General features: G+C 66.8%; 26 protein-coding genes. 15 read left to right on the top strand and 11 right to left on the bottom strand.

Annotated features, from left to right (window positions below; translation table 11 throughout):
- Positions 1 to 214 precede the first annotated feature (214 nt).
- The gene (locus tag F5544_RS43105) at positions 215 to 1,150 is read right to left on the bottom strand and encodes an NADP-dependent oxidoreductase (RefSeq protein WP_167478462.1); all 936 of its coding nucleotides are present in this window, start codon (positions 1,148 to 1,150) and stop codon (positions 215 to 217) included.
- 272 nt (positions 1,151 to 1,422) lie between these two features.
- On the opposite strand from F5544_RS43105, the gene clpB reads away from it, so the two are divergent.
- From clpB to F5544_RS43060, 9 genes are all read left to right on the top strand, one after another.
- Positions 1,423 to 3,978 (top strand): ATP-dependent chaperone ClpB, encoded by a 2,556-nt coding sequence (gene clpB / locus F5544_RS43100; protein ID WP_167478461.1) that lies wholly within the window; start codon positions 1,423 to 1,425, stop codon positions 3,976 to 3,978.
- A gap of 79 nt (positions 3,979 to 4,057) precedes the next feature.
- The gene (locus F5544_RS43095) at positions 4,058 to 4,807 is read left to right on the top strand and encodes a DUF5666 domain-containing protein (RefSeq protein ID WP_167478460.1); all 750 of its coding nucleotides are present in this window, start codon (positions 4,058 to 4,060) and stop codon (positions 4,805 to 4,807) included.
- A gap of 100 nt (positions 4,808 to 4,907) precedes the next feature.
- Positions 4,908 to 5,891, top strand: a complete 984-nt coding sequence (locus tag F5544_RS43090) for a hypothetical protein (RefSeq protein WP_167478459.1) — start codon at positions 4,908 to 4,910, stop codon at positions 5,889 to 5,891.
- Positions 5,892 to 5,973: 82 nt separating this feature from the next.
- Positions 5,974 to 6,795: an SDR family NAD(P)-dependent oxidoreductase gene (locus tag F5544_RS43085; RefSeq protein WP_167478458.1), complete on the top strand. Its 822-nt coding sequence runs from the start codon at positions 5,974 to 5,976 to the stop codon at positions 6,793 to 6,795.
- Positions 6,792 to 7,373, top strand: coding sequence for an orotate phosphoribosyltransferase (pyrE, locus tag F5544_RS43080; protein WP_167478457.1), 582 nt, complete (start codon positions 6,792 to 6,794; stop codon positions 7,371 to 7,373). Before F5544_RS43085 ends, pyrE begins: the two co-directional genes overlap by 4 nt.
- Before the next feature lie 75 nt (positions 7,374 to 7,448).
- Entirely contained in the window at positions 7,449 to 8,507 is a 1,059-nt protein-coding gene (locus F5544_RS43075; protein WP_167478456.1) for a beta-ketoacyl-ACP synthase 3, read from the top strand.
- A gap of 4 nt (positions 8,508 to 8,511) precedes the next feature.
- A complete protein-coding gene (locus F5544_RS43070) occupies positions 8,512 to 9,204 on the top strand; it encodes a lysoplasmalogenase (protein ID WP_167478455.1) in 693 nt (230 codons plus the stop codon).
- Positions 9,205 to 9,346: 142 nt separating this feature from the next.
- Positions 9,347 to 9,658 (top strand): type II toxin-antitoxin system Phd/YefM family antitoxin, encoded by a 312-nt coding sequence (locus F5544_RS43065; protein WP_238846959.1) that lies wholly within the window; start codon positions 9,347 to 9,349, stop codon positions 9,656 to 9,658.
- The gene (locus F5544_RS43060) at positions 9,655 to 10,077 is read left to right on the top strand and encodes a type II toxin-antitoxin system VapC family toxin (RefSeq protein ID WP_167478453.1); all 423 of its coding nucleotides are present in this window, start codon (positions 9,655 to 9,657) and stop codon (positions 10,075 to 10,077) included. Before F5544_RS43065 ends, F5544_RS43060 begins: the two co-directional genes overlap by 4 nt.
- Before the next feature lie 95 nt (positions 10,078 to 10,172).
- Here F5544_RS43060 and F5544_RS43055 read toward each other — a convergent pair whose 3' ends face one another.
- The gene (locus F5544_RS43055) at positions 10,173 to 11,132 is read right to left on the bottom strand and encodes an alpha/beta fold hydrolase (protein ID WP_167478452.1); all 960 of its coding nucleotides are present in this window, start codon (positions 11,130 to 11,132) and stop codon (positions 10,173 to 10,175) included.
- Positions 11,133 to 11,214: 82 nt separating this feature from the next.
- Positions 11,215 to 12,651: a DUF4185 domain-containing protein gene (locus tag F5544_RS43050; protein ID WP_167478451.1), complete on the bottom strand. Its 1,437-nt coding sequence runs from the start codon at positions 12,649 to 12,651 to the stop codon at positions 11,215 to 11,217.
- A gap of 176 nt (positions 12,652 to 12,827) precedes the next feature.
- Between F5544_RS43050 and F5544_RS43045 the strand changes: the two genes are divergently transcribed.
- A complete protein-coding gene (locus F5544_RS43045; RefSeq protein ID WP_167478450.1) occupies positions 12,828 to 13,139 on the top strand; it encodes an excalibur calcium-binding domain-containing protein in 312 nt (103 codons plus the stop codon).
- A gap of 32 nt (positions 13,140 to 13,171) precedes the next feature.
- Here the strand turns inward: F5544_RS43045 and F5544_RS43040 are convergent, their stop codons facing one another.
- Together F5544_RS43040 and fbaA are read right to left on the bottom strand one after the other, a co-directional pair.
- Positions 13,172 to 14,290, bottom strand: coding sequence for a BTAD domain-containing putative transcriptional regulator (locus tag F5544_RS43040; RefSeq protein WP_167478449.1), 1,119 nt, complete (start codon positions 14,288 to 14,290; stop codon positions 13,172 to 13,174).
- A 30-nt stretch (positions 14,291 to 14,320) separates the two neighbouring features.
- On the bottom strand, positions 14,321 to 15,355 hold the full coding sequence (gene fbaA, locus F5544_RS43035) for a class II fructose-bisphosphate aldolase (RefSeq protein WP_167478448.1): 1,035 nt from the start codon (positions 15,353 to 15,355) through the stop codon (positions 14,321 to 14,323).
- Between the two features lie 197 nt (positions 15,356 to 15,552).
- Here fbaA and F5544_RS43030 point away from each other — a divergent pair, with 197 nt between their 5' ends.
- Complete coding sequence (locus tag F5544_RS43030; RefSeq protein ID WP_167479901.1) at positions 15,553 to 16,245, top strand: DedA family protein; 693 nt, start codon at positions 15,553 to 15,555, stop codon at positions 16,243 to 16,245.
- Between the two features lie 19 nt (positions 16,246 to 16,264).
- Positions 16,265 to 16,969 carry a DedA family protein gene (locus tag F5544_RS43025; protein ID WP_167479900.1) on the top strand — a complete coding sequence of 235 codons (705 nt, stop codon included), beginning with the start codon at positions 16,265 to 16,267 and terminating at the stop codon, positions 16,967 to 16,969.
- A 1-nt stretch (position 16,970) separates the two neighbouring features.
- Here the strand turns inward: F5544_RS43025 and F5544_RS43020 are convergent, their stop codons facing one another.
- The 3 genes from F5544_RS43020 to F5544_RS43010 form a co-directional block, all read right to left on the bottom strand.
- Positions 16,971 to 18,059: a glycoside hydrolase family 76 protein gene (locus tag F5544_RS43020; protein WP_167479899.1), complete on the bottom strand. Its 1,089-nt coding sequence runs from the start codon at positions 18,057 to 18,059 to the stop codon at positions 16,971 to 16,973.
- Between the two features lie 388 nt (positions 18,060 to 18,447).
- A complete protein-coding gene (locus F5544_RS43015; RefSeq protein WP_167478447.1) occupies positions 18,448 to 19,167 on the bottom strand; it encodes an RNA methyltransferase in 720 nt (239 codons plus the stop codon).
- A 42-nt stretch (positions 19,168 to 19,209) separates the two neighbouring features.
- Positions 19,210 to 19,566 (bottom strand): DUF4190 domain-containing protein, encoded by a 357-nt coding sequence (locus F5544_RS43010; RefSeq protein WP_238846957.1) that lies wholly within the window; start codon positions 19,564 to 19,566, stop codon positions 19,210 to 19,212.
- Between the two features lie 95 nt (positions 19,567 to 19,661).
- On the opposite strand from F5544_RS43010, the gene F5544_RS43005 reads away from it, so the two are divergent.
- Positions 19,662 to 21,032 (top strand): sensor histidine kinase, encoded by a 1,371-nt coding sequence (locus F5544_RS43005; RefSeq protein WP_167478446.1) that lies wholly within the window; start codon positions 19,662 to 19,664, stop codon positions 21,030 to 21,032.
- Entirely contained in the window at positions 21,029 to 21,691 is a 663-nt protein-coding gene (locus tag F5544_RS43000) for a LuxR C-terminal-related transcriptional regulator (RefSeq protein ID WP_167478445.1), read from the top strand. Before F5544_RS43005 ends, F5544_RS43000 begins: the two co-directional genes overlap by 4 nt.
- A 21-nt stretch (positions 21,692 to 21,712) precedes the next feature.
- Here the strand turns inward: F5544_RS43000 and F5544_RS42995 are convergent, their stop codons facing one another.
- Complete coding sequence (locus F5544_RS42995) at positions 21,713 to 22,003, bottom strand: DUF4190 domain-containing protein (protein WP_203217471.1); 291 nt, start codon at positions 22,001 to 22,003, stop codon at positions 21,713 to 21,715.
- Positions 22,004 to 22,174: 171 nt separating this feature from the next.
- Here F5544_RS42995 and F5544_RS42990 point away from each other — a divergent pair, with 171 nt between their 5' ends.
- Entirely contained in the window at positions 22,175 to 22,621 is a 447-nt protein-coding gene (locus tag F5544_RS42990; protein ID WP_167478443.1) for a hypothetical protein, read from the top strand.
- A gap of 52 nt (positions 22,622 to 22,673) precedes the next feature.
- On the opposite strand, the gene F5544_RS42985 is transcribed toward F5544_RS42990, so the two are convergent.
- The gene (locus tag F5544_RS42985; RefSeq protein ID WP_238846956.1) at positions 22,674 to 23,720 is read right to left on the bottom strand and encodes a fused (3R)-hydroxyacyl-ACP dehydratase subunits HadA/HadB; all 1,047 of its coding nucleotides are present in this window, start codon (positions 23,718 to 23,720) and stop codon (positions 22,674 to 22,676) included.
- A 105-nt stretch (positions 23,721 to 23,825) separates the two neighbouring features.
- Positions 23,826 to 25,001, bottom strand: coding sequence for a hypothetical protein (locus F5544_RS42980; RefSeq protein WP_238846955.1), 1,176 nt, complete (start codon positions 24,999 to 25,001; stop codon positions 23,826 to 23,828).
- Positions 25,002 to 26,315 lie beyond the last annotated feature (1,314 nt).

Raw genomic sequence — 26,315 nt, 5'->3', positions numbered from 1 at the left:
GAGCTGCCCGGCGACCTTCCCGTAACCGGCGGTCCTCCGTGGTCAAGTATCCCTGAAAATGCCGTGGCCGGGTGCTTATCGGTGGGAGCACCGAACCCGCGGGTAACCGGTGGGCAAACTACATGGTCCAGCATGGTTACGAGACCGAATCGGCCGGACTTTTTCGACGGTGAAACCAACGCGGAGGGTGGCGCATTGGTTCCCGCTCGTTTGGTCAGATGGCCAGGACCGTCTTGCCGCGCGCGCCGGTGGCGCCGATCGCCGAGGCCGCCTCCGCCATGGGCACCGTCCGGTCGACCGGCACCACCACGTCGCCGTCCGCGACCCGGACCAGCAGCCGGGCCAATTCCGGCGCGCCGCCCTTGGATTCGATATTGCCGCCGCGAATACCTCGGCCGCGCAACGCATCCTCGTCGGCGGACCAGATGGTGGAGTAGACGACGCCGCCGTCGTGCACCAGGGTGGTCAGCTCGGCCAGCGCCTCCGGCGGGCTCACCAGATCGAACAGCACGTCGACGCCGTCCGGGTGCAGCGCGCGGATCTGCTCGGTGACCGGGCCGGACGTGTAGTCGATGGTTTCGGCCGCGCCGAGCCGCGTCACCTGATCCGCCGCCGGGCCGCGCGCGGTCGCGATCACATGCGCGCCTGCGATATTGGCCAGCTGCACCAGGAATGAGCCGACGCCGCCGGTCGCGCCGATGATCAGCACCAGCTGCCCCGGCTGGATCTTCGCCGCGTCGACGATGTCCTGCGCGGTCATACCCGCGGTCGGCAGGGCAGCGGCGGCGACGGTGGAGACCCCGTCGGGGATGGGCACCAGGGTGCCGTGTTCCGGGGCGACCGCGTATTCGGCGAAGCTGCCGTGGCCGACCGGCGGATAGAGGAATTTGCCGACCACCCGGTCGCCGACGCCGAATTCGGTGACGCCGGGCCCGACCGATGCGATGGTGCCCGCCCCGTCGACCCCGAGGATCATCGGAAAGTCGTGCGGCAGTTTGCCGTCCAGGAAGCCGGTGGCCATGCGCTGGTCGAACGGGTTGACGCCGGCCGCCTCGACCTGCACCCGGACCTGACCGGGCCCGGGTTCGGGCAGCGGCATATCGGCCAGTTCCGGTGTCGCTCCGAACCTCCGTACCACGATCGCGCGCATCCATTAGCTCCTCAGAGTCCGGCTGACGAGTGATGCATCAACCAACGGCCACGGCCATCGTATGCGTGGGTATGGGTAAGACGTGATGATTCGTCCCATTCGGTGGTGTCGCGGCGTAGCGTTTCCCGATAGGTCTGTAACTTTTCAAACTTGAGCGGAACAGACTCAACCTTTCCGACGTTGGACGGTATGAACGGCAGGGCAGTCGGTTGATCATTCCGTCGACCAACTGCCCTTGGGGCCGTGCGAAACAACTAGTAGGAAGGTGATTTGTGGACTCGTTCAATCCCACCACCAAGACCCAGGCGGCGCTGACGGCCGCCCTGCAGGCGGCATCGGCCGCGGGGAATCCGGAGATCCGTCCGGCGCACTTGCTGGTGGCGTTGCTGGATCAAACCGATGGCATCGCCGCCCCACTGCTGAAAGCCGTCGGCGTCGACCCAGCGACGGTGCGACGCGAGGCACAGGACATCGTGGACCGGCTGCCGCGGGCCACCGGCGCCACCACCACCCCGCAGCTCGGCCGCGAGGCGCTCGGCGCGATCACCGCCGCCCAGCGGCTCGCCACCGAAATGGGTGACGAATACGTCTCCACCGAGCACGTCATGGTCGGCCTCGCCGAGGGCGACTCGGATATCACCATGCTGCTGAAAAAGTATGGTGCCACCGCTGATTCACTGCGTGAGGCGTTCACGACCGTGCGCGGCAACCACCGCGTCACCACACCCGACCCGGAGGGCAGCTACCAGGCGCTGGAGAAGTACTCCACCGATCTCACCGAGGCCGCGCGCGCGGGCAAACTCGACCCGGTCATCGGGCGCGACACCGAAATCCGGCGCGTGGTCCAGGTTCTGAGCCGCCGCACCAAGAACAACCCGGTGCTCATCGGCGAACCGGGCGTCGGCAAGACCGCCATCGTCGAGGGGCTGGCCCAGCGCATCGTCGCGGGTGACGTTCCGGAATCGTTGCGCGGCAAGTCCGTCGTATCGCTCGACCTCGGCGCGATGGTGGCCGGTGCGAAATACCGCGGTGAATTCGAGGAACGGCTCAAGGCCGTGCTCGAGGACATCAAAAACAGTGCCGGACAGATCATTACGTTCATCGATGAGCTGCACACCATTGTCGGCGCGGGCGCCACCGGCGAATCGGCGATGGATGCGGGCAATATGATCAAGCCCATGCTGGCCCGCGGCGAGCTGCGCCTGGTCGGCGCGACGACGCTGGAAGAGTACCGCCAGCACATCGAAAAGGATGCCGCACTGGAGCGCCGCTTCCAGCAGGTGCTGGTCGGCGAGCCGTCGGTGGCCGACACCGTCGGCATCCTGCGCGGCATCAAGGAGCGCTACGAGGTGCACCACGGTGTGCGCATCACCGATTCCGCGCTGGTCGCGGCCGCGACGCTCAGCGACAGGTACATCACATCGCGCTTCCTGCCGGACAAGGCGATCGACCTGGTGGACGAGTCGGCCTCGCGGCTGCGCATGGAAATCGACTCGCGCCCGGTGGAAATCGATGAGGTCGAGCGCGCGGTGCGCAGGCTGGAGATCGAAGAGGTCGCGCTGAGCAAGGAGACCGACGAGGCGTCCAAGGCGCGCCTGGACAAGCTGCGCCAGGAGCTCGCCGACGACCGGGAAAAGCTCAACCAGCTGATGACCCGCTGGCAGAACGAGAAGAAGGCCATCGACCAGGTCCGGATTCTCAAGGAGCAGTTGGAATCCCTGCGCGGCGAGTCCGAAAGGGCCGAGCGCGACGGCGATCTCGGCAAGGCCGCCGAGCTGCGCTACGGCAAGATCCCGGCGCTGGAGAAGGAGCTCGCCGCCGCCGAAAAGGCAAGTGCCGCAGCCGGAGACGGCGAGGTGATGCTGAAAGAGGAGGTCGGGCCCGACGATATCGCCGAGGTGGTCTCGGCGTGGACCGGCATTCCGGTCGGCCGCCTGATGGAGGGCGAGACGCAGAAGCTGCTCCGGATGGAGGAGGAGCTCGGCAAACGCGTTGTCGGACAACGGGAAGCCGTGCAGGCGGTGTCGGACGCGGTGCGCAGGGCGCGCGCCGGGGTCGCCGACCCGAACCGGCCCACCGGCTCGTTCATGTTCGTCGGCCCGACCGGCGTCGGTAAGACGGAGCTGGCAAAGGCGTTGGCGGACTTCCTGTTCGACGACGAACGCGCGATGGTCCGGATCGATATGAGCGAGTACAGCGAGAAGCATTCGGTGGCTCGCCTGGTCGGCGCGCCGCCCGGCTACGTCGGCTACGACCAGGGCGGTCAGCTGACCGAGGCGGTGCGGCGGCGGCCGTACACGGTGGTGCTGTTCGACGAGATCGAGAAGGCGCATCCGGATGTATTTGACATCCTGCTCGCCGTGCTCGACGAGGGACGGCTCACCGACGGCCAGGGCCGCACGGTGGACTTCCGCAACACGATCCTCATCCTCACCTCGAACCTGGGTGCGGGTGGTGATAAGGACTTCGTCATGAACGCGGTGCGCTCGGCTTTCAAACCGGAGTTCCTGAACCGCCTCGACGATGTGGTCATGTTCCACGCGCTCGACGAGGAACAGCTGGAGCAGATCGTCGACATCCAGCTCGAGCAGCTGCAGAAGCGGCTGTCGCAGCGCAGGCTGGAACTGGACGTCAGCGATTCGGCCCGGTTCTGGCTCGCGGTGCGCGGCTACGACCCGGTGTACGGCGCGCGTCCGCTGCGCAGGCTCATCCAGCAGTCGATCGGCGACACGCTGGCCAAGGAGCTGCTCGCGGGCGAGGTCCAGGACGGCGACACCGTGAAGGTGTCCGTCAGCCCGGATGGTGACGGGCTCGTCGTGGGCAGGTAACCGGCGGTCGTCGGGTCATTCGAGAATCAGAAGTGCGTGCCTTCCTCCAGGGGCACGCACTTTCTCTACTCTGGAACCCATGACGAACCCGAACGATCCCTGGGGGCAGCGGCCGGAGGAAGCGCCGACCGAATACCTGGGCAAGTCCGGGTACGAACCGTCACTGCACACCACCGAGTACAACGAGGCGTACGGCCAGTCCGCGCCGTCGACGTATCCGGCGGCCGAGCAGTTCGATTCGTGGTCCCCGCCGCCCCCGAACGCGACCCGTGAGATGCCGACGCTGGAGAGCCAGTGGTCCGGCACGCAGCAGTGGGGGCCGAACGGTCCGGTTCCGCCGGGCGGCCCGCCGCCCCAGCAGGAGCCGCCGCGCCGAAATACCGGGCTCTGGGTGCTGCTGGGCATCGGAGTGATCCTGCTCGTCGGTGCGGCGGGCGTGGTCGCGGGCGTGCTGCTCGGTGACAAGGGTTCGTCGAATACCTCGGCCCAGTCCACCACCACGGCCCAACTGCCCGCGCCGACCCGCTCCGGCCAGCCGGGCACCAGCGGCATCCCGAGCATCCCCGGCCTCGGCAATGTCGACACCCTCGGGGCCACCCTCGGCACCATCACCGCCAACAGCGGCGGCACCCTGACCATCAACTCGCTGCTCGGCTCGACCGTCACCGTGCACACCGACGACAAAACCCAGGTGATCTCGGTTTCGGCGGCCAAGGCCGCCGATCTGCCCGTCGGCGATGTGGTTGTGGTGCAAGGGGATAAGGCCGCCGACGGATCGATTCAGGCGAAGGTCATCATCAGCACTTCGCTGCCCGGTGGGCCCAAATGAGCCGGACGGCGGACAATCCAGGTGTACGCCCGCATTCGCCCCGGCCGTGCGCGGGGCAATGGCGGACTTCGTCCGGCAGCAACCATTAGGGTAGACGGCGATGACGGCAATGTGGTTCGGGCTGGCGACGATCGCACTGGTTGGTGCGATCGTGCTGCTCTATTTCGATCGGAAACAGCGGCAGCGGACCGGGCATGCGCGACAGGTGTGGGCGAAAGCTCAGGGCTACACCTATGTTTCGCTCGAACCCGCGCTGCCGTCCACCTGGCGGCGCGGTGCGCTGGCCAAGCTCGGCTACCTGTCGGCGGTCGACGTGGTCTCCGGAATCCGCAAGGGCGAGAAGTTCGTGCTGTTCGATCTGGAGGATTCCGCGACGCTGGTCGCGGTGCGCCGCCAGATCGGCTCGGACATCGATATCGATATGCGGCTCAAGACCGCATCGCCGCCCAAGGACGCCGATCTCGAACTGCTCGGCGCGATCGGTGACCGTGTCGTCTTCGCCACCAACCCGGAAATCGCCAGGCATGCCGTCGATCAGCGGATGGTCGCCTTCATCGAATCACTGCCCGACTCCGTGCAGATGCTGTGGAGCGAGGGCAACTGGACCCTCGGCATGCTCTCGGTCGGCACCATCGCGCGCGAGTGGGAGACCGCGATCGATGCGGTGCTGCGGCTCTCGGGCCTGCTGCACGTGCTGCCGCCGGTGAGCGAACCGCGCGGGATGGACGGCGCGGGTCACGATCCCGGTCGCCCGCATCCGCGTCAGCGCGGCCGCGAAGCCGAACCGGACGAGTTCGACGACGAACGGGACGACTACCCGAGATCCGGCCGCCCACAACGGGAACCGTTCGAGGAGCCGGAGGAGCACGAGGCGCCGCGGCGGCCGTCGCTCGCGGTGGTGCCGGACGCGCGCGCCAAGGCCCGGGCCGAATGGCAGAACGACGACTGGCCCGACGACGACGAGGAGTGGGCGGAGAAACCGAACCGCCCCGAGCCGCACCAGGAGTCCGCCGAAACACCGGAACAGGCCGGCGGGCCGTTCCATCCGGGCTTCCGCCCGTATCAGGGACCCGTACCGCAGTGACCGGGCCGCGCCGGTCCGGCCCGCCCCGATTCTGCGCGCATGCTTGCTCAGCCTTACCGTTCCTATCGCGATTCGAGCAGCCATGACCTTCGAGAATCCCGCACCGGCTCGTCTGCCCGGTGCTGTTCGCCCTGTCGCCTTGATCACCGGACCCACCTCCGGTATCGGGCACGGCTTCGCGCTGCGACTGGCCTCGCTCGGCTACGACCAGGTCCTCGTCGCACGCGACGAGGATCGTCTCGCCGCGTTGGCCGACGAACTGGAACGCCGCTTCGGCACCCGCTCCGAGGTGCTCGCGGCGGACCTGGCGGACGAGGCCGATCGGGCCCGGGTCATCGCGCGCGCCGAAAAGGGTGTCGAATTCCTGGTCAACAACGCGGCCTTCGGACAATCCGGCGCGTTCTGGACGCTGTCCCCGGCGGACCTGCAACGGCAGCTCGACGTCAACGTCACCGCCGTCGTGCGGTTGACCAGGGCCGCGCTACCCGCGATGATCGCGGCGGCCAAGGGTTCGGTGGTGAATGTCGCCAGCGTGTCCGGTTTGATTCCAGGACGGGGCTCGACGTATTCGGCTTCCAAGGCCTACGTCGTATCCTTCACCGAAGGGTTGGCGGGCGGACTCGCAGGCACCGGGGTCCGGGTGCAGGCGCTGTGCCCGGGCTTCGTGCACACCGAATTCCATGAGCGAGCGGGTATCGACATGTCGTCGCTGCCCAAACAACTGTGGCTCAGCGTGGACCGGGTCGTGGCCGGTTCGCTGAGCGATCTGGAAAAAGACCGGGTGATCAGCGTGCCCGGTGTGCAGTACAAAGCGATCACCACGGTCGCGGGAATGATCCCGCGCACCCTGGCGGCCCGAATGAATCGCGGACTGTTCAACGCACGCGGAAGGACGCAGAAATGATCGATCAGGCAACAGACCAGGCGACCGGCGCGGACGCGGCCGCCGAATCCGACCGGGACAGATTGGCCGCGCTGGTGCGCGAGCTGGCCGTTGTGCACGGCCGGGTGACGCTGTCCTCGGGCAAGGAGGCCGACTACTACGTCGACCTGCGCCGCGCCACCCTGCACCACCGGGCGGCGCCGCTCATCGGCAAGCTACTGCGCGAGCTCGTGGCGGACTGGGATTTCGACGCCGTCGGCGGGCTCACCATGGGCGCCGATCCGGTGGCGCTGGCCGTGATGCACGCCCCGGGCCGGCCGATCGACGCGTTCGTGGTGCGCAAGGCCGCCAAGACGCACGGTATGCAGCGCCAGATCGAGGGCCCGGACGTGGTCGGCAAGCGGGTGCTCGTGGTCGAGGACACGACCACCACCGGCAATTCGCCGCTCACCGCCGTGCGCGCGCTGCGTGACGCGGGCGCGACCGTCGTCGGGGTCGTCACCGTCGTCGACCGGGAGACCGGCGCCGACCAGGTCATCGCGGCCGAGGGGCTGGAGTACCGCTCCATCCTCGGACTGAAGGACCTGGCACTCGGCTGACCTGCGAAAGCTACCGGTGGGTTAGCCTGGACTCCGGTCAGTTCGTTCATTCTGTGAAGGGTCGAGTGTCACATCGTGGTGAGCCTTGCGTTAAACAAGAATCGGCAGCACGTTTCGATGCTCGGCATCGGCGCCTACCGCCCGCGCCGGGTGGTCAGCAATGCCGAGGTGTGCGAGGTCCTCGACTCGACCCCGGAATGGATTTTCGAACGCACCGGAATCCGCAATCGCCGCTGGATCAGCGGTGACGAGACGCTGCGCAGTATCGGGGCGGCCGCGGGTGAGCGGGCGCTGGTCAACAGCGGGATCGACCGGTCGAAGATCGGCGCGCTGATCTTCGCGACCTCCAGCTGGCTCACCCTGACCCCGCACGGCGCACCCCAGGTCGCCTACGACCTGGGGCTGAACGGTATTCCGGCATTCGACCTGACCTCCGGCTGCGGCGGTTTCGGCTACGGTCTCGGTGTCGCCGCGGATCTGATCCGTGCGGGTTCGGCGGAATACGTGCTGTTGATCGGGGCGGAGACGATGACGGTCGGTCTCGACCCGACCGACCGCGGCACCGCGATGATCTTCGGCGACGGTGCGGGCGCCGTCGTGGTCGGGCCGAGCGAGGAGAACGGCATCTCCCCGACGGTCTGGGGCAGCGACGGCGAGAACGCGTCCGCCATCGCGCAGGACGTCGACTTCCTGGAGTACATGCAGAAGGCGCAGGCCATGCAGGGCACCGATCCGGCGATCGAACCGCTCGGCCGGATGTCGCTGCGGATGGAGGGGCCGCGGGTATTCCGTTGGGCCGCAGTGACTTTGCCGCGCGCGCTGTCCACGGCGCTGGAGGTGTCGGGGGTGGCCAAGGAGGATATCGAGGTCTTCGTGCCGCATCAGGCCAATGCCAGGATCAACGAGCTGATGAAGAAGAACCTCGGCCTGGCCGACGAGATCCCGATGGCCAACGATATCGAGAACACCGGCAACACCTCGGCCGCGTCGATCCCGCTGGCCATGGAGGAGATGCTGGTCACTGGCAAGGCGAAGGGCGGACAGCTGGCGCTGCTGCTCGGCTTCGGCGCCGGGCTCAGCTATGCGGGACAGGTGGTCACCCTGCCGCCGAAGCCGGTCGAGCCGAGCTTCTGATCGCATGCGCCCCTTTCGCGCGGGCTACCTGGCCGCCGCGGCGGTAACCGTCTACGGCGCGGTGCGCGGCCGGGACCGCTTGCAGTGGTCGACCAAACCACTCCTGATGCCCCTGCTCGCCGCCGACGTGGCCACCCAGGGTTCCGGCATGAACCGAGCCGACCGCACGGTCCTGCTCGGCTCCCTCACCGCCGCCACGGTCGGCGACATCCTGCTCATGGAACCCGACGACGACCGCCGATTGATCTGCGGCGCTTCAGCTTTCGCGGTAATGCAGGCCGGATACTCGACGCTGTGGTTGCGTCACGGCGCCCGCCCGCGCCCGGATATCGCACTGCCGAGACTGGCCGCCTGGCTCGGCGCCGCCGCTCTTATGCGTACCAAAGCGCCGAATGTCGCTGTGCCGCTTACTGTTTACGGTGCGACACTGGGCGCCGCCGCTGTCCTCGCCTCCGACCCCGAATTGGCTCCCGAAGCGAAAACAATTGCGGGCCTGAATATCCCAGGCCCCGACCCGCGCAGCAGGATCGGTCTCGGCGCACTGCTGTTCACTGCCTCCGATGGACTGATCGTGCTGCGCAAGCTGTTCGCACGCAGCGAGCGTGCCCGGCGGCTGACCGAGGGCGTCGTCCTCGCCACCTATGCCGCCGCACAGTACTTGCTCGCCGATCCGCGAGCGCATGCGAAACCGTTGTAGCGGGCTGAAGCCTACGCGCGAACCGGTGTTTCAGCCGGATCGAGAGCCTTGATCGAGAGCGTCCCCGCGCCGCGTAGCAGCTGGTTGCGGATACGGCACTTCGGTATCGTGCACGCGATCATTGGGGCCACGGTGTGGGACATTGGGCTACACTTGGTTCATGTCCACGCCTCATGAGATCAATCAGCGCGACCTGAAGCTGCGCGCGAGTGAGATCATGGACGCCGTCGAGCGGGGGGAGACCTTCACGGTCACTCGCAACGGACGCCGGATTGCCACAGTTACACCAATCGGCCCGCGTCCGACGTTTGTCCCGAAAGAGCGAATTGCTGCCGCGTTTTCCGGTGCGCCGGTGCTGGACAATCGCAGGTTTCGTGACGATGTCCGTGCCTTGTTCGAGGAATCGGAGTACGACCCGTTCGATCGTGCGCGGGAAGCGGGCCGCGACACATGACGCTGCCGCGACAGGGTTTGCTCGACACGAATGTGCTCATCCTGATGGATGGACTGGATCAGAATGAGCTTCCCGCCGAGCAAGCGATCAGCGCGCTCACGCTCGCCGAGTTGTCTGTTGGTCCGCTGGCCACCGATGACCCCGAGGAGGTTGCCGCGCGAATGGCGGTGCTGGGCCGAACGGAAGCGGAGTTCGAGCCGATCCCGTTCACGGCCGCGGCTGCCCGAGCATTCGGCCGGGTGTATGCGGCTACCGTTGCTGTCGGCCGCAAACCACGCAGGTATTACGTCGACTTACTGATCGCATCCACCGCGATCGCGAACAAACTTCCGCTGTTCACGGTTAATCCGGACGATTTTCTCGGCCTCGAGCGGTTGCTAGTGGTCCACCCGGTTACCCATCCCGACAACCGATCCTGATCTCGGTCACCGCCGCGGCCGCCTGATACCTGGTCGGCGATCCGCGGGCGCATGAAGCCCGCCCGTCGGCATGACGGACGGGCTTCGGGGACAGGTCAGGCGCGGGCTGCTGTCCGCACGTCCGTCGATTGCAGGAACAGTTCGATCGCGGTGAGCAGTGCCTCCGGTGCGTCCTCCTGTGGAAAGTGGCCTGCCTCAGGCAATTCGATGACCGGCGCGTCCGGGAATGCGGCGCGGAACGCCGGGATGATGTGGCGCGGCAGCAGTGCGGTGTCGCGCATACCTTCCAGCAGGAGAGCCGGTTTGGCCCGCAGTATGGTCGCGATTTCCGGATCTGGCGGCAGCACAGGCGGTTTCGCGCCTGGGGTGACCAGCTGCTGCGGGAATCGGATCACTCCGCGGCAGGCCGCGCGGTCGGTGAAATGGCTTGCGTATGCGCGTATCCAGGTCGGTGTGACGATTTCCGGGCGGGTGATGGTTTGTAGGGCCAGCATCAGATGGGTCACGGTGTGGCCGGCGTTGCCGAGGATCTGTTCCAGTGAGCCGTCGGCTTGGGCCGCGCCCGCCCAGCGGAACCAGGCGCTGTCATCGTGGTTGGCGTTCATCAGCTCCTGATAACCGGGCTGGCCCAGTGGTAGCACCGTATTGATCGCGACGATGCGCGCGATCCGGTCCGGGTGGCGCGCCGCGAATCCGGCGCCGATCGGGCCGCCCCAATCGTGCAGCACCAAGGTGATCCGCTCCAGGTCCAGCACCTCGACCAGCAGGGTTTCCAGGTTGTCGATATGTTCGACGGCCAGGTATTCGCGGTCCGGTGGGGTCGCGCTCTTACCGAAACCCATATGGTCGGGCACGATCACGCGGCGGTCGGCGGCGAGCGGGCCGATCAGGTGCCGCCACAGATAGCCCCACGTCGGCTCGCCGTGCAGTAGGACAAGGGTTTCGGGCGCATCCCGGGGACCCTCGTCGACATAGTGTTGGCGAAACCCGGCGGCCTCGGTGTAGTTCGGGCGGAACGGCCAAGTGCCGTCGAAGGTTTCGTCGCTGTGGATCATCCGCTGCCTCTCCTCTGAACGGGTCCGGGCAGGCTATCGGCAAATCACTGACATCCTCCGTCAGCGGAAATCTCGCGGATCGTCACTCGATGGTGGCATGCATCAAGTAGACGTTGTAATCGCTCCACGTCGAAATGTTGAAGTACAGGTCCGATCCGGACGACCAGGGGTGAATGAAACCCCCGTACAGTTCCGGATAATCCGACACGTGGACCGTCGGTGTGGGATCGGACCACTCGCCCTGCGGTGAATCCGCTTCGCGCACAACGATTGCCGTGCGCTGAGTATCGAGATAGCTCATCTGCCACACGTTTCGGGACGCGTCGAATCGCACCGAGAGTTCGCCGACGGTGCCATCGACGATCGGTGTCGCCGAGGCGGATCCGCCGACCGGGGTCCAGTCCCCGTCCCGCCAGTACTGGTAGGCGGTGGTGTTGAGGAGCTGATCCTTCGGCACCCGCGCCAGCCCGACCTGCCCGAGCCTGGTGTTCGGCGTGCCGAACATGTAGACGTAGTCGCCGTGCGGAACCATCGCGCTCACTTGGAAATTCGCGAGCCCGAAGATGTTGTCCCAGCGCGCGTACGGATCCTTGGTCCAGGTCTGGCCGTGGTCGTCGGAGTAGGCGATACCGCCGTAATTCGTGTAGAAGGTGCCGGGAATGCTGTTCCAGGTGCGAATCGACATATAGCTCAGGTACTGTCGCGCGCCGATCGCGAAACCCGAAGTGGGAATGGTGGTTATCTCGACATTGTCGAGTTTGCGGCTGGACAGCACCTCCGCGGCGTGGCACCGGTCGTCGGTGACCATGCGATCGATGATCATGCCCGAGGTCAGATTGTGGTCGGTGCTGAAGCCGAGAACATTGCTGCGCCAATCGGATCCCATACCGCCGGGCGGATGGAATTCCCGGCCGACGGTATCGCCGAATGCGACGGCGACCTCACCGGGCGCGCTCTCCCACATGATGCCGAGGTCGGTGCCCTGCACCTGCCAGCGTTTATCGGTGCGGTTCACCGAATCGGCTCCGGTGAGCTTGGCGACCTCGCGGACTTCGCCGATCCGCGGCGCGGGCCGCGCGGGCGTCTGCGCCGCGGGTTCGGTGGGTGGCTGTACCGGCGCGGGTGGTGGCGGCGCCGGTCCCGGTTCCGGGCTCGGTCCCGGTATGGCGAAATAGAAAGGCTTGGGGCGCAACAGGATTTCCGGGATACCGAGCTGCTGGGCCAGGCCGGGTGGCGGTGCGGGCCGGTCGGTGAGGTCCGGGCACGGGTTGGTGCACGGATCCGGCGGCAACTCCATTTCGGTGCGGGTCGGCGCCGGTTCGGCAGGCCGCTCGGGCACCACGGTGATCGCCGGATACGGGATGGGCACCTCGAGCGTTTTGGGAACCAGCGGCTCGTGGGTGGGCGCGGGATCGTTCGCGCACGGACCGACGCCGACTGGCGCGGCATCGGCGGGCCCGACGAGCGCACCTGCCCCGAACACCACCGCACCGACCGCGGCAGCCAACCGCCCGGCCATAGGCATCCCCTCGAAATCCGATGGCTGTACACGCACCAGCCAGTGACCCTACCCGCCGGACATCGGATAAATGGTGCGACTTTCCGATCCGCACAACAGATTTCCCCGGCAACTCACAGCAGACTTTCAGCCGGTCACCGCGCACGATACCGTCCAGTAGGGCGCAGGATGAAGGGGTGAAGGTTCTCTATGCTCTGCCCGCGCTGTGCGGCGCCGGACTGGTGGTGGTCGGCATCGCATTCGCGCCGCAGGCCGCAGCCGCACCCCCCATCCCGTCGGCGAAGACGATTTCCGACAACGATCCGGAACGCTCCAGGGAAATGATCAAGGAGCAGGAGAAGAAGGACAAGAAGGACAAGCAAGAACCGGCCTTCTACTTCGACTGCAGCACGGTGCGGGCCATGCACCCGGGCCCGCTCACCATCGGCCAACCCGGTTACAACCCGGCCCTCGATTCGAACCACGACGGGGTCGACTGCGAGTACTAGGCGTGCCCGCAGCCGAGGTCGGACTTCGTCCGCTACGAAATCGCCTGGAAGGTAAGCACGGTCGCGCCGATCCGGATGGCATCCCCGTCGGCGAGCAGCGCACCGCTGTCGATCGGTGCGTCGTTGACGAAAACGCCGTTGGCCGAATGCAAATCCTTGATCAGCAGCCCGGCCCGGCTCGGCATGATGTGCGCGTGGTAGCGGCTGGCCTTCGGATCGTCGAGGACGAGATCGTTATCGGTCATCCGGCCGATTCGCATGCCGCCCTGGGCGATTCGCACCGCCCGGCCGTCCGGCATACGCAGCTGGCCGCTGCGCACGGCGCGCGGCAGTTCGGTGACCGTCTCGGTCATCGCCGCGGCCATCCGCTCGGCGCGCTTCATCTCCATGGTGCTGAGCGGTTCCTGGCGCAGCACCCGCTGCTCCAGGTCCATCAGCGCCGGGCTCGGATCGATGCCGAGTTCCTCGGCGAGGACGGTGCGCACCCGGCGGCAGGCATCCAGCGCATCGGCCTGGCGCCCCGACAGATACAGCGCGGTGATCAGCTGCACCCACAGCGGTTCGCGCAGCGGATGGTCGGTGGTCAGCGCGACCAGCTCGCCGATCACCGATGACGCCCGCCCGCAAGCGATTTCGGCATCGATCCGGGCGGAGGTGACGAGCAGCAGCTCCTCGTCCATCGCGGTGGCGAAACCGTCGGCGAACTGTAGACCGGCCAGATCGGCCAGTGCGCGTCCGCTCCACTCCTTCAGTGCCGCACCGAAAAGCTGGCCGGCTCCGGGATGGTCGCCGACCTCGGCGGCCCTGGCGCCCGCGTCCCGCGCCGCCTCGAATCGCCCGAGATCGCATTCGTTCTCGCTGATCTCCAGCCGATACCCGGACGACTCGGTGCGCAGCACCATCGCCGGATCGACACCCGAATTACGCAGGGCCTTACGGATATTCGAGACGAATACCTGCAGGCTCGCCGCATAGGAATCGGGTGGATCCTCGTTCCACACCATGTCGGCCAAGGCGGCCGAACTCACCGCGCGTCGCCGGTTCACCGTCAGCGCGGCGAGCAAGGCCCGCGGCTTGGGCCCGCCGACCGCCACCGGCTCACCGCCGACGAGCAATCGAACGGGCCCGAGCACGCGCACATCCAGACTCATGTGCTCCAAGCCCCCCGTGGGGTCGTTAGGTCAGGCGCTGATCGAGCGTCCCGCGGACTTCAGATCATTGCACGCCTCGACGACCCGCGCCGCCATCGAAGTCTCTGCCTTTTTCAGGTAGCTGCGCGGATCGTAGGTCTTCTTGTTGCCGACCTCGCCGTCGATCTTCAGCACGCCGTCGTAGTTGGCGAACATGTGGCCCGCGACCGGACGGGTGAACGCGTACTGGGTGTCGGTGTCGACATTCATCTTCACGACGCCGTACCGCAGCGAGTCCTCGATCTCCGACTTCAGCGAGCCCGAACCGCCGTGGAAGACGAAATCGAACGGCTTGGAACCCTCGGGCAGGCCGAGCTTCGCGGCCGCGACGCGCTGACCCTCGGCCAGCACCTCCGGCTTGAGCACCACATTGCCCGGCTTGTAGACGCCGTGCACATTGCCGAAGGTGGCGGCCAGGATGTACTTGCCGTTCTCACCGGAGCCGAGCGCATCGATGGTCCGCTCGAAATCGTGCGGCGAGGTGTAGAGCTTCTCGTTGATCTCGGCCTCGACGCCGTCCTCTTCACCGCCGACGACGCCGATCTCGACCTCGAGGATGATGTTGGCGGCGGAGGTGGCCTTCAACAGCTCCTTGGCGATCTCCAGGTTCTCGGCGATCGGGATCGCCGAGCCGTCCCACATATGCGACTGGAACAGCGGATTCTGCCCCGCGTTCACCCGCTCCTGGGAGATCGCGATCAGCGGGCGCACGAAGGAATCCAGCTTGTCCTTCGGGCAGTGGTCGGTGTGCAGCGCGATGGTGACGTCGTACTTGGCGGCGATCACATGCGCGAATTCGGCCAATGCGACCGCGCCGACGACCATATCCTTCACGCCGAGGCCGGAACCGAATTCCGCACCGCCGGTGGAGAACTGGATGATGCCGTCGCTGCCCGCATCCGCGAAGCCCTTGATGGCCGCGTTGATCGTCTCCGACGACGTGCAGTTGATCGCCGGGAAGGCAAAGGAGTTCGCTTTGGCCCGACCGAGCATCTCGGCGTAGACCTCCGGAGTCGCGATGGGCACTGTGAAGACCTCCGTGTGTGCGTCAAGAGACAATTTTGTCAGTTCACAGACTAGGCCAGCGTGGTTTCGCAGTCTTTGACGGGAGACACAATGCACACGCGCGCGGCACCGAAGGTTCGCGGCGGCCATTCCATACAGCATTTTCAGCGACACCCGGTACTGTGGGCCGGGTGATTGCGCTGGCTGCTACCGATGCGGTGACGAGCAACCTTGCCTTGCTGCCCCGTTTCATGGACCCGATGTATCTGCTCACCGAGTCCTCCCTGAAGCACGCGGTGCTGCCCGCCATTCTGCTGATCGTTTTCATCGAGACCGGTCTGCTTTTCCCACTCCTGCCCGGCGATTCGCTGCTGTTCACCGGCGGTCTGCTCAGCGCGCAACCGCATCCGCCGGTCGAGCTGTGGGTGTTGCTGCCCGCGGTGGCGATCGTCGCCTTCCTCGGCGACCAGTCCGGTTATTGGATCGGCCGGGGCATCGGCCCGGCGATCTTCCGCAAGGAGGACACCCGCTTCTTCAAGAAGCACTACGTCACCGAGACGCACGCCTTCTTCGAAAAACACGGGCCGAAGACGATCATCCTGGCCCGTTTCGTGCCGATCGTGCGCACCTTCATGCCGGTGCTCGCGGGCGTTTCGAAGATGGACTACCGCAAGTTCGTCGCCTTCGACATCGTCGGCGCGGTGCTGTGGGGCGGCGGCGTCACGGTCCTCGGCTACTTCCTGGGCAATGTGGAATTCATCCGCAAGAACGTCGAGGCGATCTTCCTGTTGATCGTGCTGATCTCGATCCTGCCCGGCATCATCGCCTTCGCGAAGCGGCTGCTCAACCGGGACGCGTCCGGTTCGGCAAACGGCGAGCTGGCCGCTCCGACGAACGAGCCCATCCACTGAGCAGGTGTCCGCGGTGCAGTTGCCCCTAGCCGTGGGCAGTCTCGACCCACTGCTCTCGGCCGGGCCCGCGCTCGTCTGGACGGTGGTGCTGACCTTCGTCTTCCTGGAATGCGCGATCGTGCTCGGCCTGTTCCTGCCCGGCGATTCGATGCTCATCACCGCCGGAATCGTGATGGCCTCCAACGCATCCGATGAGCGGCACGTCTGGGCGCTCTCGCTCGGCACGATGGTCGCCGCGATCGCGGGCAATCAGGTCGGCTACGTCATCGGGCAGCGCACCGGTCATCACATCGTCGCGCGCAAGAACGGCCGCTATATCAACACCAGGAATCTGCAGCGGGTCGCGGAGTTGCTGCACAAGCACGGCTTCCTGGCGGTGCTGGTCGCGCGCTGGATTCCGTGGGTGCGCACGCTGTGCCCGACGGTGGCCGGCGCCGCGGGGATGGACCATCGCAAGTTCACCATCGCCAGCACCATTGGCGCGGTCATCTGGGCGCCGGTGCTACTGCTCATCGGCTACTACGCGGGCGGTTTCCTGGAGCGGGTGCCGTGGCTGATGCCCGCGGTGATCGGCACGCTGGTGGTCGGCCTGGTCATCGGCACCGGGCTCGGCATTCGGCACTACCGGCAGGAGATGCGCAGGCCCGCCGAGGACTTCGAGCTCGGGCCGACGCCGACCATCGAACGCGGCGGGTCGGCCCGGACCTGCGAGGCAGAGGGATAGGTCAAAGTCCGGCCGCGCTTACCAGATAGGCCGCCTCCATCAGCATCCAGCCCGAAAGCTGGACGGAGAGATCGCGTTCCGGAATGCGCGACGAGGTGACCGAGCCGCCCGCGGTGAAACGTGCGGCGCCCGCGGTGCCGCCGGGCAGCGTGGCCGGTTTGTTCCATTCGTGCCCGAACAGCGGTTCGCCCTCGACCTGGAGGCGGTTCGCCCAGGCGGCCCGCGCCGAATCGCGCACTATCGCGGCGGCCCTGCGCCGGTCGTCGACCTGTTCGGGCTCCGCGCCGGGCAGCATCAGCGCGACCAGCGCGAGATAGCGGGCCAGGATGCCGTTGAACAGGCCGCCGTCACCACCGCCGCCCCCGTGGATGACGCCCTTGGTGGTCATGCGCTCCTCGACGGCGGCGAGCAGCCGATGCACCCGTTCGACGTGGCGCGATTCGCCGGTGTGCACCGCGACCTCGGTCTCCAGGCCGAGCACCACGCCCTGGCAGTAGGTGAACACCGGACGCTCGATCTCACCGGATGGCAGGTGGATACCGTCCAGGATCAGGCCGGATTCCGGGTCGCGCAGGGTGGTGTCCAGCCAGTCGGCCATCTCCTGCGCCCTGGCGTGATGACCCAGCCGGACCAGCGCGATACCCGCGGGGCCGTTGGCCGGGGCGTTGTAGAAATCCGAGCCGAGCCGCCACGGCAGCCCGCCGCCCTTCTCCGGCGCCCAACCCTCGTACAGCGGCTTCTCCAGCGCGACAAGCGCGCCGCGCGCCTCGGTGACGCCCTGGGTGCGGGCCGCGCGCTCCAATGCGATGGCCAGCCAAGCCATATCGTCGTAGTACTTGTTCGTCCAGCCGGTGATATTCCGCAGCCGATGCGAACGGGTAAGTGCCGCAAGGCGTTTGCGCCGTGCCGGGGTCGGCGCCCGGTTGGCGGCGTCGACGGCGCAGTCGATCAGATGGGCCTGCCACCAATAGTTCCAGTACGCGAAGCCGCGCTCCCGTTTGGTGGCCGGCCAGCCGACGACGCCCAAATGTGTTCCGGGAAAAGCCCATACGGCACGCAGATGGCGGGAGACGATCGCCGACTCGGCCATATCGGCGCGCTCGGACCAGACGGCCGGGGTGGCGTCCGCCGCGTCGACATCGCGTCCGGTTCGGCGCGGCTGTCCTTTCGGTAGTGATTGCGCGGCACCGGCTTGCTGGGTGCGAGCCGCTTCGGCTCCGGACGCGGTGGCGTCCGGGGTTGCGGAGCCGACCGGGGGTGGGTTGGCACCGGTTTCGGTCGGCGTTGCGGTGGGGTCCGTCGCTGCACTGGTATTGCTCTGCGCGGCGCCGGGGCTGGTCTGTGGGTGCTGGCCGCTCCGCGAGGTCATGCGTCAATGGTGCCAGTTTGCGGCGACGTTTCGTGCCCGATTTGTTACATAACGGAGATACTGAACTCCCACCTGGGAATTCGGGCGTGTCGCGTCGTATTTCGTTGAATTACCAAGCGGTCGTGAGGTCGGCATGTTGCCGGATCCAGGTATGCATGGCGATACCCGCGGCGACACCGGCATTGATACTCCGGGTGGAGCCGAACTGCGCGATCGAAACAGTCATGGCCGCACCGTCTTTCGCGTGTGCGGTGACGCCCGGCCCCTCCTGTCCGAACAGCAGCAGGCATTCGCGCGGCAGCGTCGCCGTCTCCAGCGGCACCGAACCGGGCACATTGTCGACCGCGACGACGGTGAGCCCGGCCCGTTCGGTAAACGCCAGCAATTCGGTGATATCGGCGTGATGTTCGATGCGCTGATATCGATCGGTGACCATCGCGCCGCGCCGATTCCACCGGCGCCTGCCGACGATATGCACCGCGGCCGCGGCAAAGGCATTCGCGGTGCGCACCACGGTGCCGATATTCGCGTCGTGCCCGAAATTCTCGATCGCCACATGGAACGGATGCCTGCGCCGATCGATATCGGCGATGATCGCCTCCCGTCGCCAATACCGATAGGCGTCGACGACATTGCGCCGGTCACCGCCCGCCAGCAATTCCGGATCGAAACGCGGATCGTCCGGCGCGGGCGTACCGTATTCGAGCGCCCATGGGCCGACGCCGTGCGGATGTTCACCCCACTCGGTGGGGCCGGCGAGTTCCGTTTCCTCGGGGGCCGGGTGGACACCTACGCGTGCCCCGGTGGCGTCGGGCGATGGGTAATTCACTCCGTCGATGCTAATTCGGGCGGTCGCGGCGATAACCGGCGGCTATGCGCCGGTGCTCGTGCCGAACAGCCCGAAGAAGATGAACGGCAGCGCGAACGCGGCCACCATCAACACCGCGACCAGGATGAGCAGAATGGTGCCGATAATGCCGCAGATATAACCGATCTGCACATTGCTCCGTCCGCCGATCGCGCCGCCGGACGCATCGATCTCGGCGAGCGCGCGCCTGCCCATCACCCAGGCGATCGGGGAGAGTGCCTGGCACATGACGACGCCGAGAATGCCGAGGATCATGATCGTTGTGGTCTGCGGGTGATCCGGTGGCCGCTGATAGTAGGCGGGATACCCGTAAGGCTGCTGCCCGTACGGCCCATAGGGCGGCTGCGGCGGAGATGTCACACTCCGGATGGTAGTGGCATGGTGTAGCTGGCCCCACCTCCAATTCGGTGGGCAGCCCGATCGAATACCCGTCCGATACCGACAACCATGGAGATATGACCGAGACGCCTGTCGAAACCTTCGTCGCGGACGCGCCGTCCGGGGATCCCGGAGCGCGGGCCCGCGCGGTGGCCCGCGCCGTGCTGCGCGCGCCGATCCAGCTGCGAACCTGGAAGGAAATCGCCTATCTGCTAACGGCTTTCCTACTCGGCGGATTGGCCGCGACGTGGGGTTATCTGGCGGTGGGCGGCGGCATTCTGTTCTCGTTCACCATCGTCGGTATTCCGGTGCTCGCGCTGGTGTTGCTCGGCGGACGGATCTGGGGCCGGATCTATTTGGCGCTGGCCAAGGATCTGCTCGATTCGCCACTGCCCGCCCCGCCGAAGTTCGCGCCGGTGCCGGGCCTGTTCGGCTTCCTGAAGAGCGCGTTCACCGACCGAACCAGTTGGCGCGCACTGCTTTTCCTATTCCTGCAGGTGATTCTCGGGCTGGTTGTCGGCTATTTCGTGCTCCTCGCGATCGCCATAGCGGTTTTCCTGGTGCTCTCGCCGGTCGTGTGGGCGGTGTTCCATCCGACCAATATCGATAGCAACGGCGTCGAACGGCATTCGATGCTGCAATTCGGCAGCTTCTACTTCGACACCTGGCCGCGAATGCTGCTGCTCTCGCTGATCGGCGTTGTCGCGGTGTTCGCGCTGCCCTGGCTGATTCGCGCGGTCTGCGTCGTGCACCGGCTGCTCATCGCGGCGCTGCTGAGCTCGACCGCCCGCGACCGCAGGATGCACGAGCTCACGGTGAGCAGGCAGATCGCGGTGGAGGATTCCGCGACGACGCTGCGCCGGGTGGAACGGGATCTGCACGACGGCGCGCAGGCCAGGCTGGTGACCATCGCCATGACGCTCGGGCGCGCCGAGGAGCGGATAGCCGAGGGCGGCGATGCCACCGAGCTGATCGCCGACGCGCGCGCGTCGTCCAAGGAGGCGCTCACCGAGCTGCGCGAGCTGGTGCGCGGAATTCATCCGCCCGCACTGGAATTGGGGCTGGCTCCGGCGCTGGAGACGCTGAGTTCGCGCTGCGCGATCCCGGTGGAGCTGCGGGTGCTGCTGCCGGAGCGGCCGAGTCCGGCGGTGGAGGCCATCGCCTACTTCTCGGTGGCCGAACTGCTCACCAACGTCGTCAAACACGCGAACGCCGACCGCGCCTGGGTCTCGGTGGTGCCGACGGATGCCAAGACCATTGCGATTACCGTGCGGGACAACGGAATCGGCGGTGTATTACCGCCCGATTCCGGGGTGATCGGGGTGGGCAGCGGACTGTCCGGCCTGGCCGCGCGCGCCAGGTCGGTGGACGGCACGCTGACCGTGCAGAGCCCGCCCGGCGGGCCGACGGTGGTGACGCTGCTACTACCGAAGGAGGTAACCCGTTGACCGCCAACGAATCCGGCCTACGGGTGGTGATCGCCGAGGACAGCGCCATCCTGCGGGACGGGCTGGCCGGGCTGCTCACCGAGCGCGGACATGACGTGGTCGCCATGGTCGGTGATGCCAGCACACTCAATGACGTTGTTGGGCAACATAATCCGGATGTGGCAGTGGTGGACGTGCGGATGCCGCCCACCTTCACCGACGAGGGTCTGCTCGCCGCGCTCGAGCTGCGCCGCAAATACCCGATGACCGGCGTGCTGGTGTTCTCCCAATGGATCGAAACCCGTTACGCCACCGAACTTCTCGCTGGTGGTGCGGCCGGTGTCGGCTATCTGCTGAAGGACCGCGTCGCCGATGTGCGCGAATTCGTCGACGCGCTGCAGCGGGTCGCCACCGGCGGCACCGCACTCGACCCGGAGGTGGTAAGTCAATTGATGGGCGCGTCCCGCCAGCAGGATTCGCTGGCCCGCCTCACCCCGCGCGAGCGCGAGGTGCTGGAACTGATGGCGCAGGGGTTGTCCAACAATGCCATCGCGGGCGCGCTCAGCGTCACCGAGCGGGCGGTGGAGAAGCACATCGGCAATATCTTCACCAAACTCGACCTGCCCCCGTCGGATACCCATCACCGCCGGGTCCTCGCGGTATTGCGGTTGAAGGGGTGAAATAGGGGTTGAAGGGGTGAATCAGGCGGCGAACGCGGCCGCGGTCTCCGACGAGCCGCCAGCGACGTTGACGATGATGCCCGCGACGATGCCGATCACGAGCAGCACGGTGGCGATGATCCCGCAGATGTAGCCGACCTTGACATTGCTGCGTCCGCCGATGCCGCCGCCGGAGGCGTCGATCTCCTTCAGCGCGTTCTTGCCCATTACCCAGGCGACCGGTCCGAGGAACTGGCACAGCACCAGGCTCAGAATGCCGAGCACCAGCACCGTCGTGGTCCTGGGATGATTTGCTCCATAAGAATTGCTCACGCGAAAACCATAGGGCGACAACGGGAATAGTTCGTCACCGTTCGGGTAATCCCTATATCAGCGAATGGTAATCGGGATAACAGGCCGGTCAGGAACTCGAAATTACGTCGAGACCATTTTTTCGGCCCGGCCGTTTATTCTGGGTATCTGGTTGTCGGGGTGGAGGTCGCCATGGACCACGCACGGATGCTCCGCACGGTGCTCGGGGTCACCGCCGGCTACCTCGTCGTGCTCGGCCTCTGGCTGGGGTGGCTGGTCCATTTCACCCCTACCGAGACGGTGCCGTTCCAAATTGTGGCGTTGGTCGGGGTGTTCGGCACCGCACTCGGCCTCGGAATGCTGCTGGCCTCGCGGCCGTCCAAGGCCGACCGGCTGCTGTGGCGCAATGGGCTGGAGGGCTGGGCCACCATCGAGGGCGCGCATCCCCTGGAGCGCACCGACCACCACAGCACGCTCACCGAATTCGATCTCGAACTCACCGTGCCCGGCTCCGGAAGTTACCGGGGCACCATTGTTTTCGATGTGATGCCGGCGGATAAGGCCCGGCTCGCCGTCGGCGGGACGATTTCCATCCGTGTCGATCCGGATAACCGCGACCGAATCATTCTCGTGCTTTGACGAGCCGATTTCGGCGGCAACGCGAAATATGCGCTGCCGCCGTGTAATTCGGCTACGACAGGCGAACCTCGGCGATGGCGCGGCCGAAGATCTTGCGGCCCTCCGAGGTGGCGTTCAGCAACAGCGTCGCGGTCTTGCGTTCCGGATCCAAGGACTTGACCTTGCCGCTGAACTCGATGGTGCTCGCCTTGTCCGCGGGCACCGCGACCAGGCTGGACAGCCGCACGCCGAACTTTTCGATCGCGGTCGGATCGCCGAGCCACGAGGTCAGGTAGCCGCCGGCCAGGCCCATCGACAGCATGCCGTGCGCCACCACGGTCGGCAGTCCGGCGAGCTGTGCGGCCTGCTCGCTGAAGTGAATCGGGTTGGTATCGCCCGAAACACCGGCGTAGTTGGCGAGGTCGCCCCGGGTCACCTGTGCGGTGGAAGCCGGAAGCGCTTGTCCCGCAGCGAGATCGGCGAATTTGGGCACGGTGTAGACGGGGGTGTTCTCGCGCTCGGCGTCAACCTCCAGCGCACTGTCGGCGCCGAGTCTGATCAGCACGTCGGTGTCGCCCAGACCCAATTCCTGGCGTGACGGGGTGTGCATCATGATGCCCCCCACCAGCTTCGCCAGATTCGGGTCGATCTCGGTGCCGCGGCGGCCGACGATCGTCGTATGGCCGAGCTGCGCCACCTCGCCGCGCTGGTTGGTCATCACGAATTTCACGGTGATGAACTCGTTGTCACCGTATTCGCGGACCGACTCGATCACGATATCGCTGGTGATCTTGTCACCGGCGACCATCGGACGCAGCATTTCGAAACTCTGATCCGTCTGCAGAATCTGCGAGAGGTCGTAGTGGGTGAGCACCGAATCCAGTAGCGCCCTGGTGCTGGTCCAACCGATCACCGACGCGAAGGTCGGCGGTGCGATGATGCCCTCGTTGCCGAGCGCGTGCGCGTCTGCCTCGTTGTGGTGTGCACCGTGATAGTTCTGCACCGAGCGTGCGAACTCGCGGATCTTTTCTCTGCCGACCTCGTAGTGATCCCGAACCCGGAACCGCTGTCCTGTCAGCGTCGCCGTCCGCACGACGGTGTCGGCTTCCGGTTCTGCCAATGTTTGTTCCCTGCCCATGATCCGGGTCATGCTACTGACGAACCGGTCCGTTGACCAGGTAACTGTGATCTGCACGACCGGATATCGCGCCCGTTCTGCCTTCGGTTACTGAGTACCCGCAGGCTGTTCACAAACCTTCCAGGCGCCGTTGGTCTTTTGCAAATCGAAGGTGCGCGGCGAGCGTTTCCCCGGATCGGCATCGGTGTACACAACGGCCTGGGCGACCGCCTTGTCATCGGTGATCTTGATGGCGCCCACATTGTCGACGATCGGAATGTTCTTGCGGTCCATGGACAATTGGTGCAGGTTCGCGAACTGGTCCGGTGCGACGGTCTGGTAGTAATCGTGCAGCTGACCACAGGTGCTGTTGCGCAGCGCGGCCAGATCGCCCGACTTCAACGCCTTGGTGAAATCGGTGATCACCCCGCGGATCTGACCGTCCGCCGAATTGCCCTTCGTGGTGGTGACCAAAGTCACTACCACCGCGATCAACGCGACCACCGCTATCGCCGCACCGCCGACCGTGAACAGCAGTCGCTTCGATCGCTGCGACGCGGCCTGATCCGCCGATTCGGGGGAGATCTTCTGCGGCGCGGCCACCGCGCGCGGCTGCGGCCGCCGGGGCCCGGGCACCTGTCCCGGAGTCGTCTGCTGGATATCCGCCGGCGACGGCGCCGTCGCCACCACCGGGCGCGGTTTCCCGGGCTTCGGTGCGGACGGCCGAGTCTCTTCGACATCGGCATCCGCCGAAGGACCTTGCGGTCCAGGCTGTTTCGGGCCCGGGCCGGGCTGCTTCGGCCCCGGCGCCGGACGTGGCGTGCTCGGCGGTTTGGTCAGCGGCGCGCCCGCGGCCACCCGATCGGTGCCCTTGCCGGATCCCTTGTCGCCCTTGCTGGTTCGCTGCTTCGGCGGCTGGCCCGGCGGTATCTGAATCGGCAGCGCCATGGTCTTCGCCTCGGCCGGATTCGGCACGATCCGCATCGCGACCGTCTTGTCCTCGGACCCCGGCACCTCGTCCTGCGGTGTCTCCTCGGACTTATCCCGCTGCCCCGGCCGCACCGTCCGCATCACCATGGTCACCGCATCGGCGTTCCCGGCCCCGGCGTTATCATCGCCGTCTTCCGAATCCCGCTGCGCCCCACCACCTTCAGCGTCCTTATTAGCGGACGCCATGGTGTCGGAGGCTTTTTCGGCACCGGCGTCCTGCGCATCCGCCGCGGCAGCGCCGGTCCCCGGCCGGTCCCCGACAGCCGAAACTCCCGCTGCGGTCGCCTTGTTCACCGGACCAGCTGTCCCGGATGGAGTCTGCGCACCCGACCGCCCGGTAGCGCCCGGCACGGTCGAATCGGCATCCGATCCGGCGGGAGCCGTTGTCCCGAAACGACTTTCGGCCGCAGAACCGCTCGCAGCAGCCGCCGCCGTCCCGGCCTGGGTTGCCGCGCCCGAACCGCCGGTGGCCGCCGCTGTCGCCTTGGTTCCCGATCCGGCGGGACCGGCTGCCTTGGGCTGGTTTCCCGTGCCCGATGGAACGGTGGCGCCCGGTACGGTCGCTTCGGCGTCGGGCCGGGCACCCGCTCCAGCGGGCTCGGTAGCCGGGGTTTGGGTTCCCGCACCGGAACGGCCAGCGGCTGCCGCCGCCGAATCCGGTTTCCCCGCACCCACATTCGCCCCACCACGCTCGACCGCACCCGGTCGCCCCGCAGCGGCTCCACCGGCACCGGTCGACGGCGGCACCGATCCGCGTGCAGCTCCGCCCGTCTCCTTCGCACCGGCTGCGCCCGACTGGCCGCCAACCGCTCCGGCTTCGGCCCCGCCGGACCGTCCCTGACCCCCACCCGATCCACGGTTGTCGTCCGCATTCGACTGGCCACCCGAAGTACCCGCCCCCGAACCGAGCGCCCCGGAAGCCCCTGTCCCCGCACCGGCCCGCGCGGGATTCGGTGATGTGCTCCCGCCCGGCCCGCGGTTGTCGGTCACCTTCGACTGGCCACCGGATGCACCCGAGCCGGAACCGGTTGCAGCCCCGGAAATCCCTGCACCGGTCCGCGCGGGATTCTGCGGTGTGCCCCCACCCGGCCCGCGACTTCCGGCAGTGCTCGCCGGACCACCAGCAGGCTTGACGCCCTGCTGCGCCGGATTCGGTGTGCTGGCACCGCCCGCATTCGCCTGGTTTCCAGGCGCACCCGCTGCGGTGCCGCCGCGAGGAGCTCCGCTCGATGGGGTTCCAACGCCGGGCCGGTTAGCACCGGGCGATGCTGCGTTGCCTGGCGCGCTCGATTGAGAACCGCCCGCAGACCGCTGGTCGGCTGGTGTGCCGAGTGGTGAGGAACCTGGTGTACCTCCGCCGGGGCGGCGGGGATCGGTTGCGTCCTGCTGTTTTCCGGCGTTGCCTGATCCTGCGGCGGCGGATCCGGAGCGGGGCGTAGTTCCTGGTGCTCCGCTCCCGGCACCGGGACGGACCGGATTCAGCGGTGCCGAGGAACCTGGTCCGCGATTTCCGGCGGTGCTTGCCTGACCACCGGCAGGCTGGACATCCTGCTGCGCCGGATTCGGTGTCCTCGCACCGCCCGCATTCGCCTGGTTTCCAGGCGTACC

The sequence above is a fragment of the Nocardia arthritidis genome, assembly GCF_011801145.1.
Taxonomy (GTDB): domain Bacteria; phylum Actinomycetota; class Actinomycetes; order Mycobacteriales; family Mycobacteriaceae; genus Nocardia; species Nocardia arthritidis_A.
This window is presented reverse-complemented; position numbering and strand designations above follow the sequence as displayed.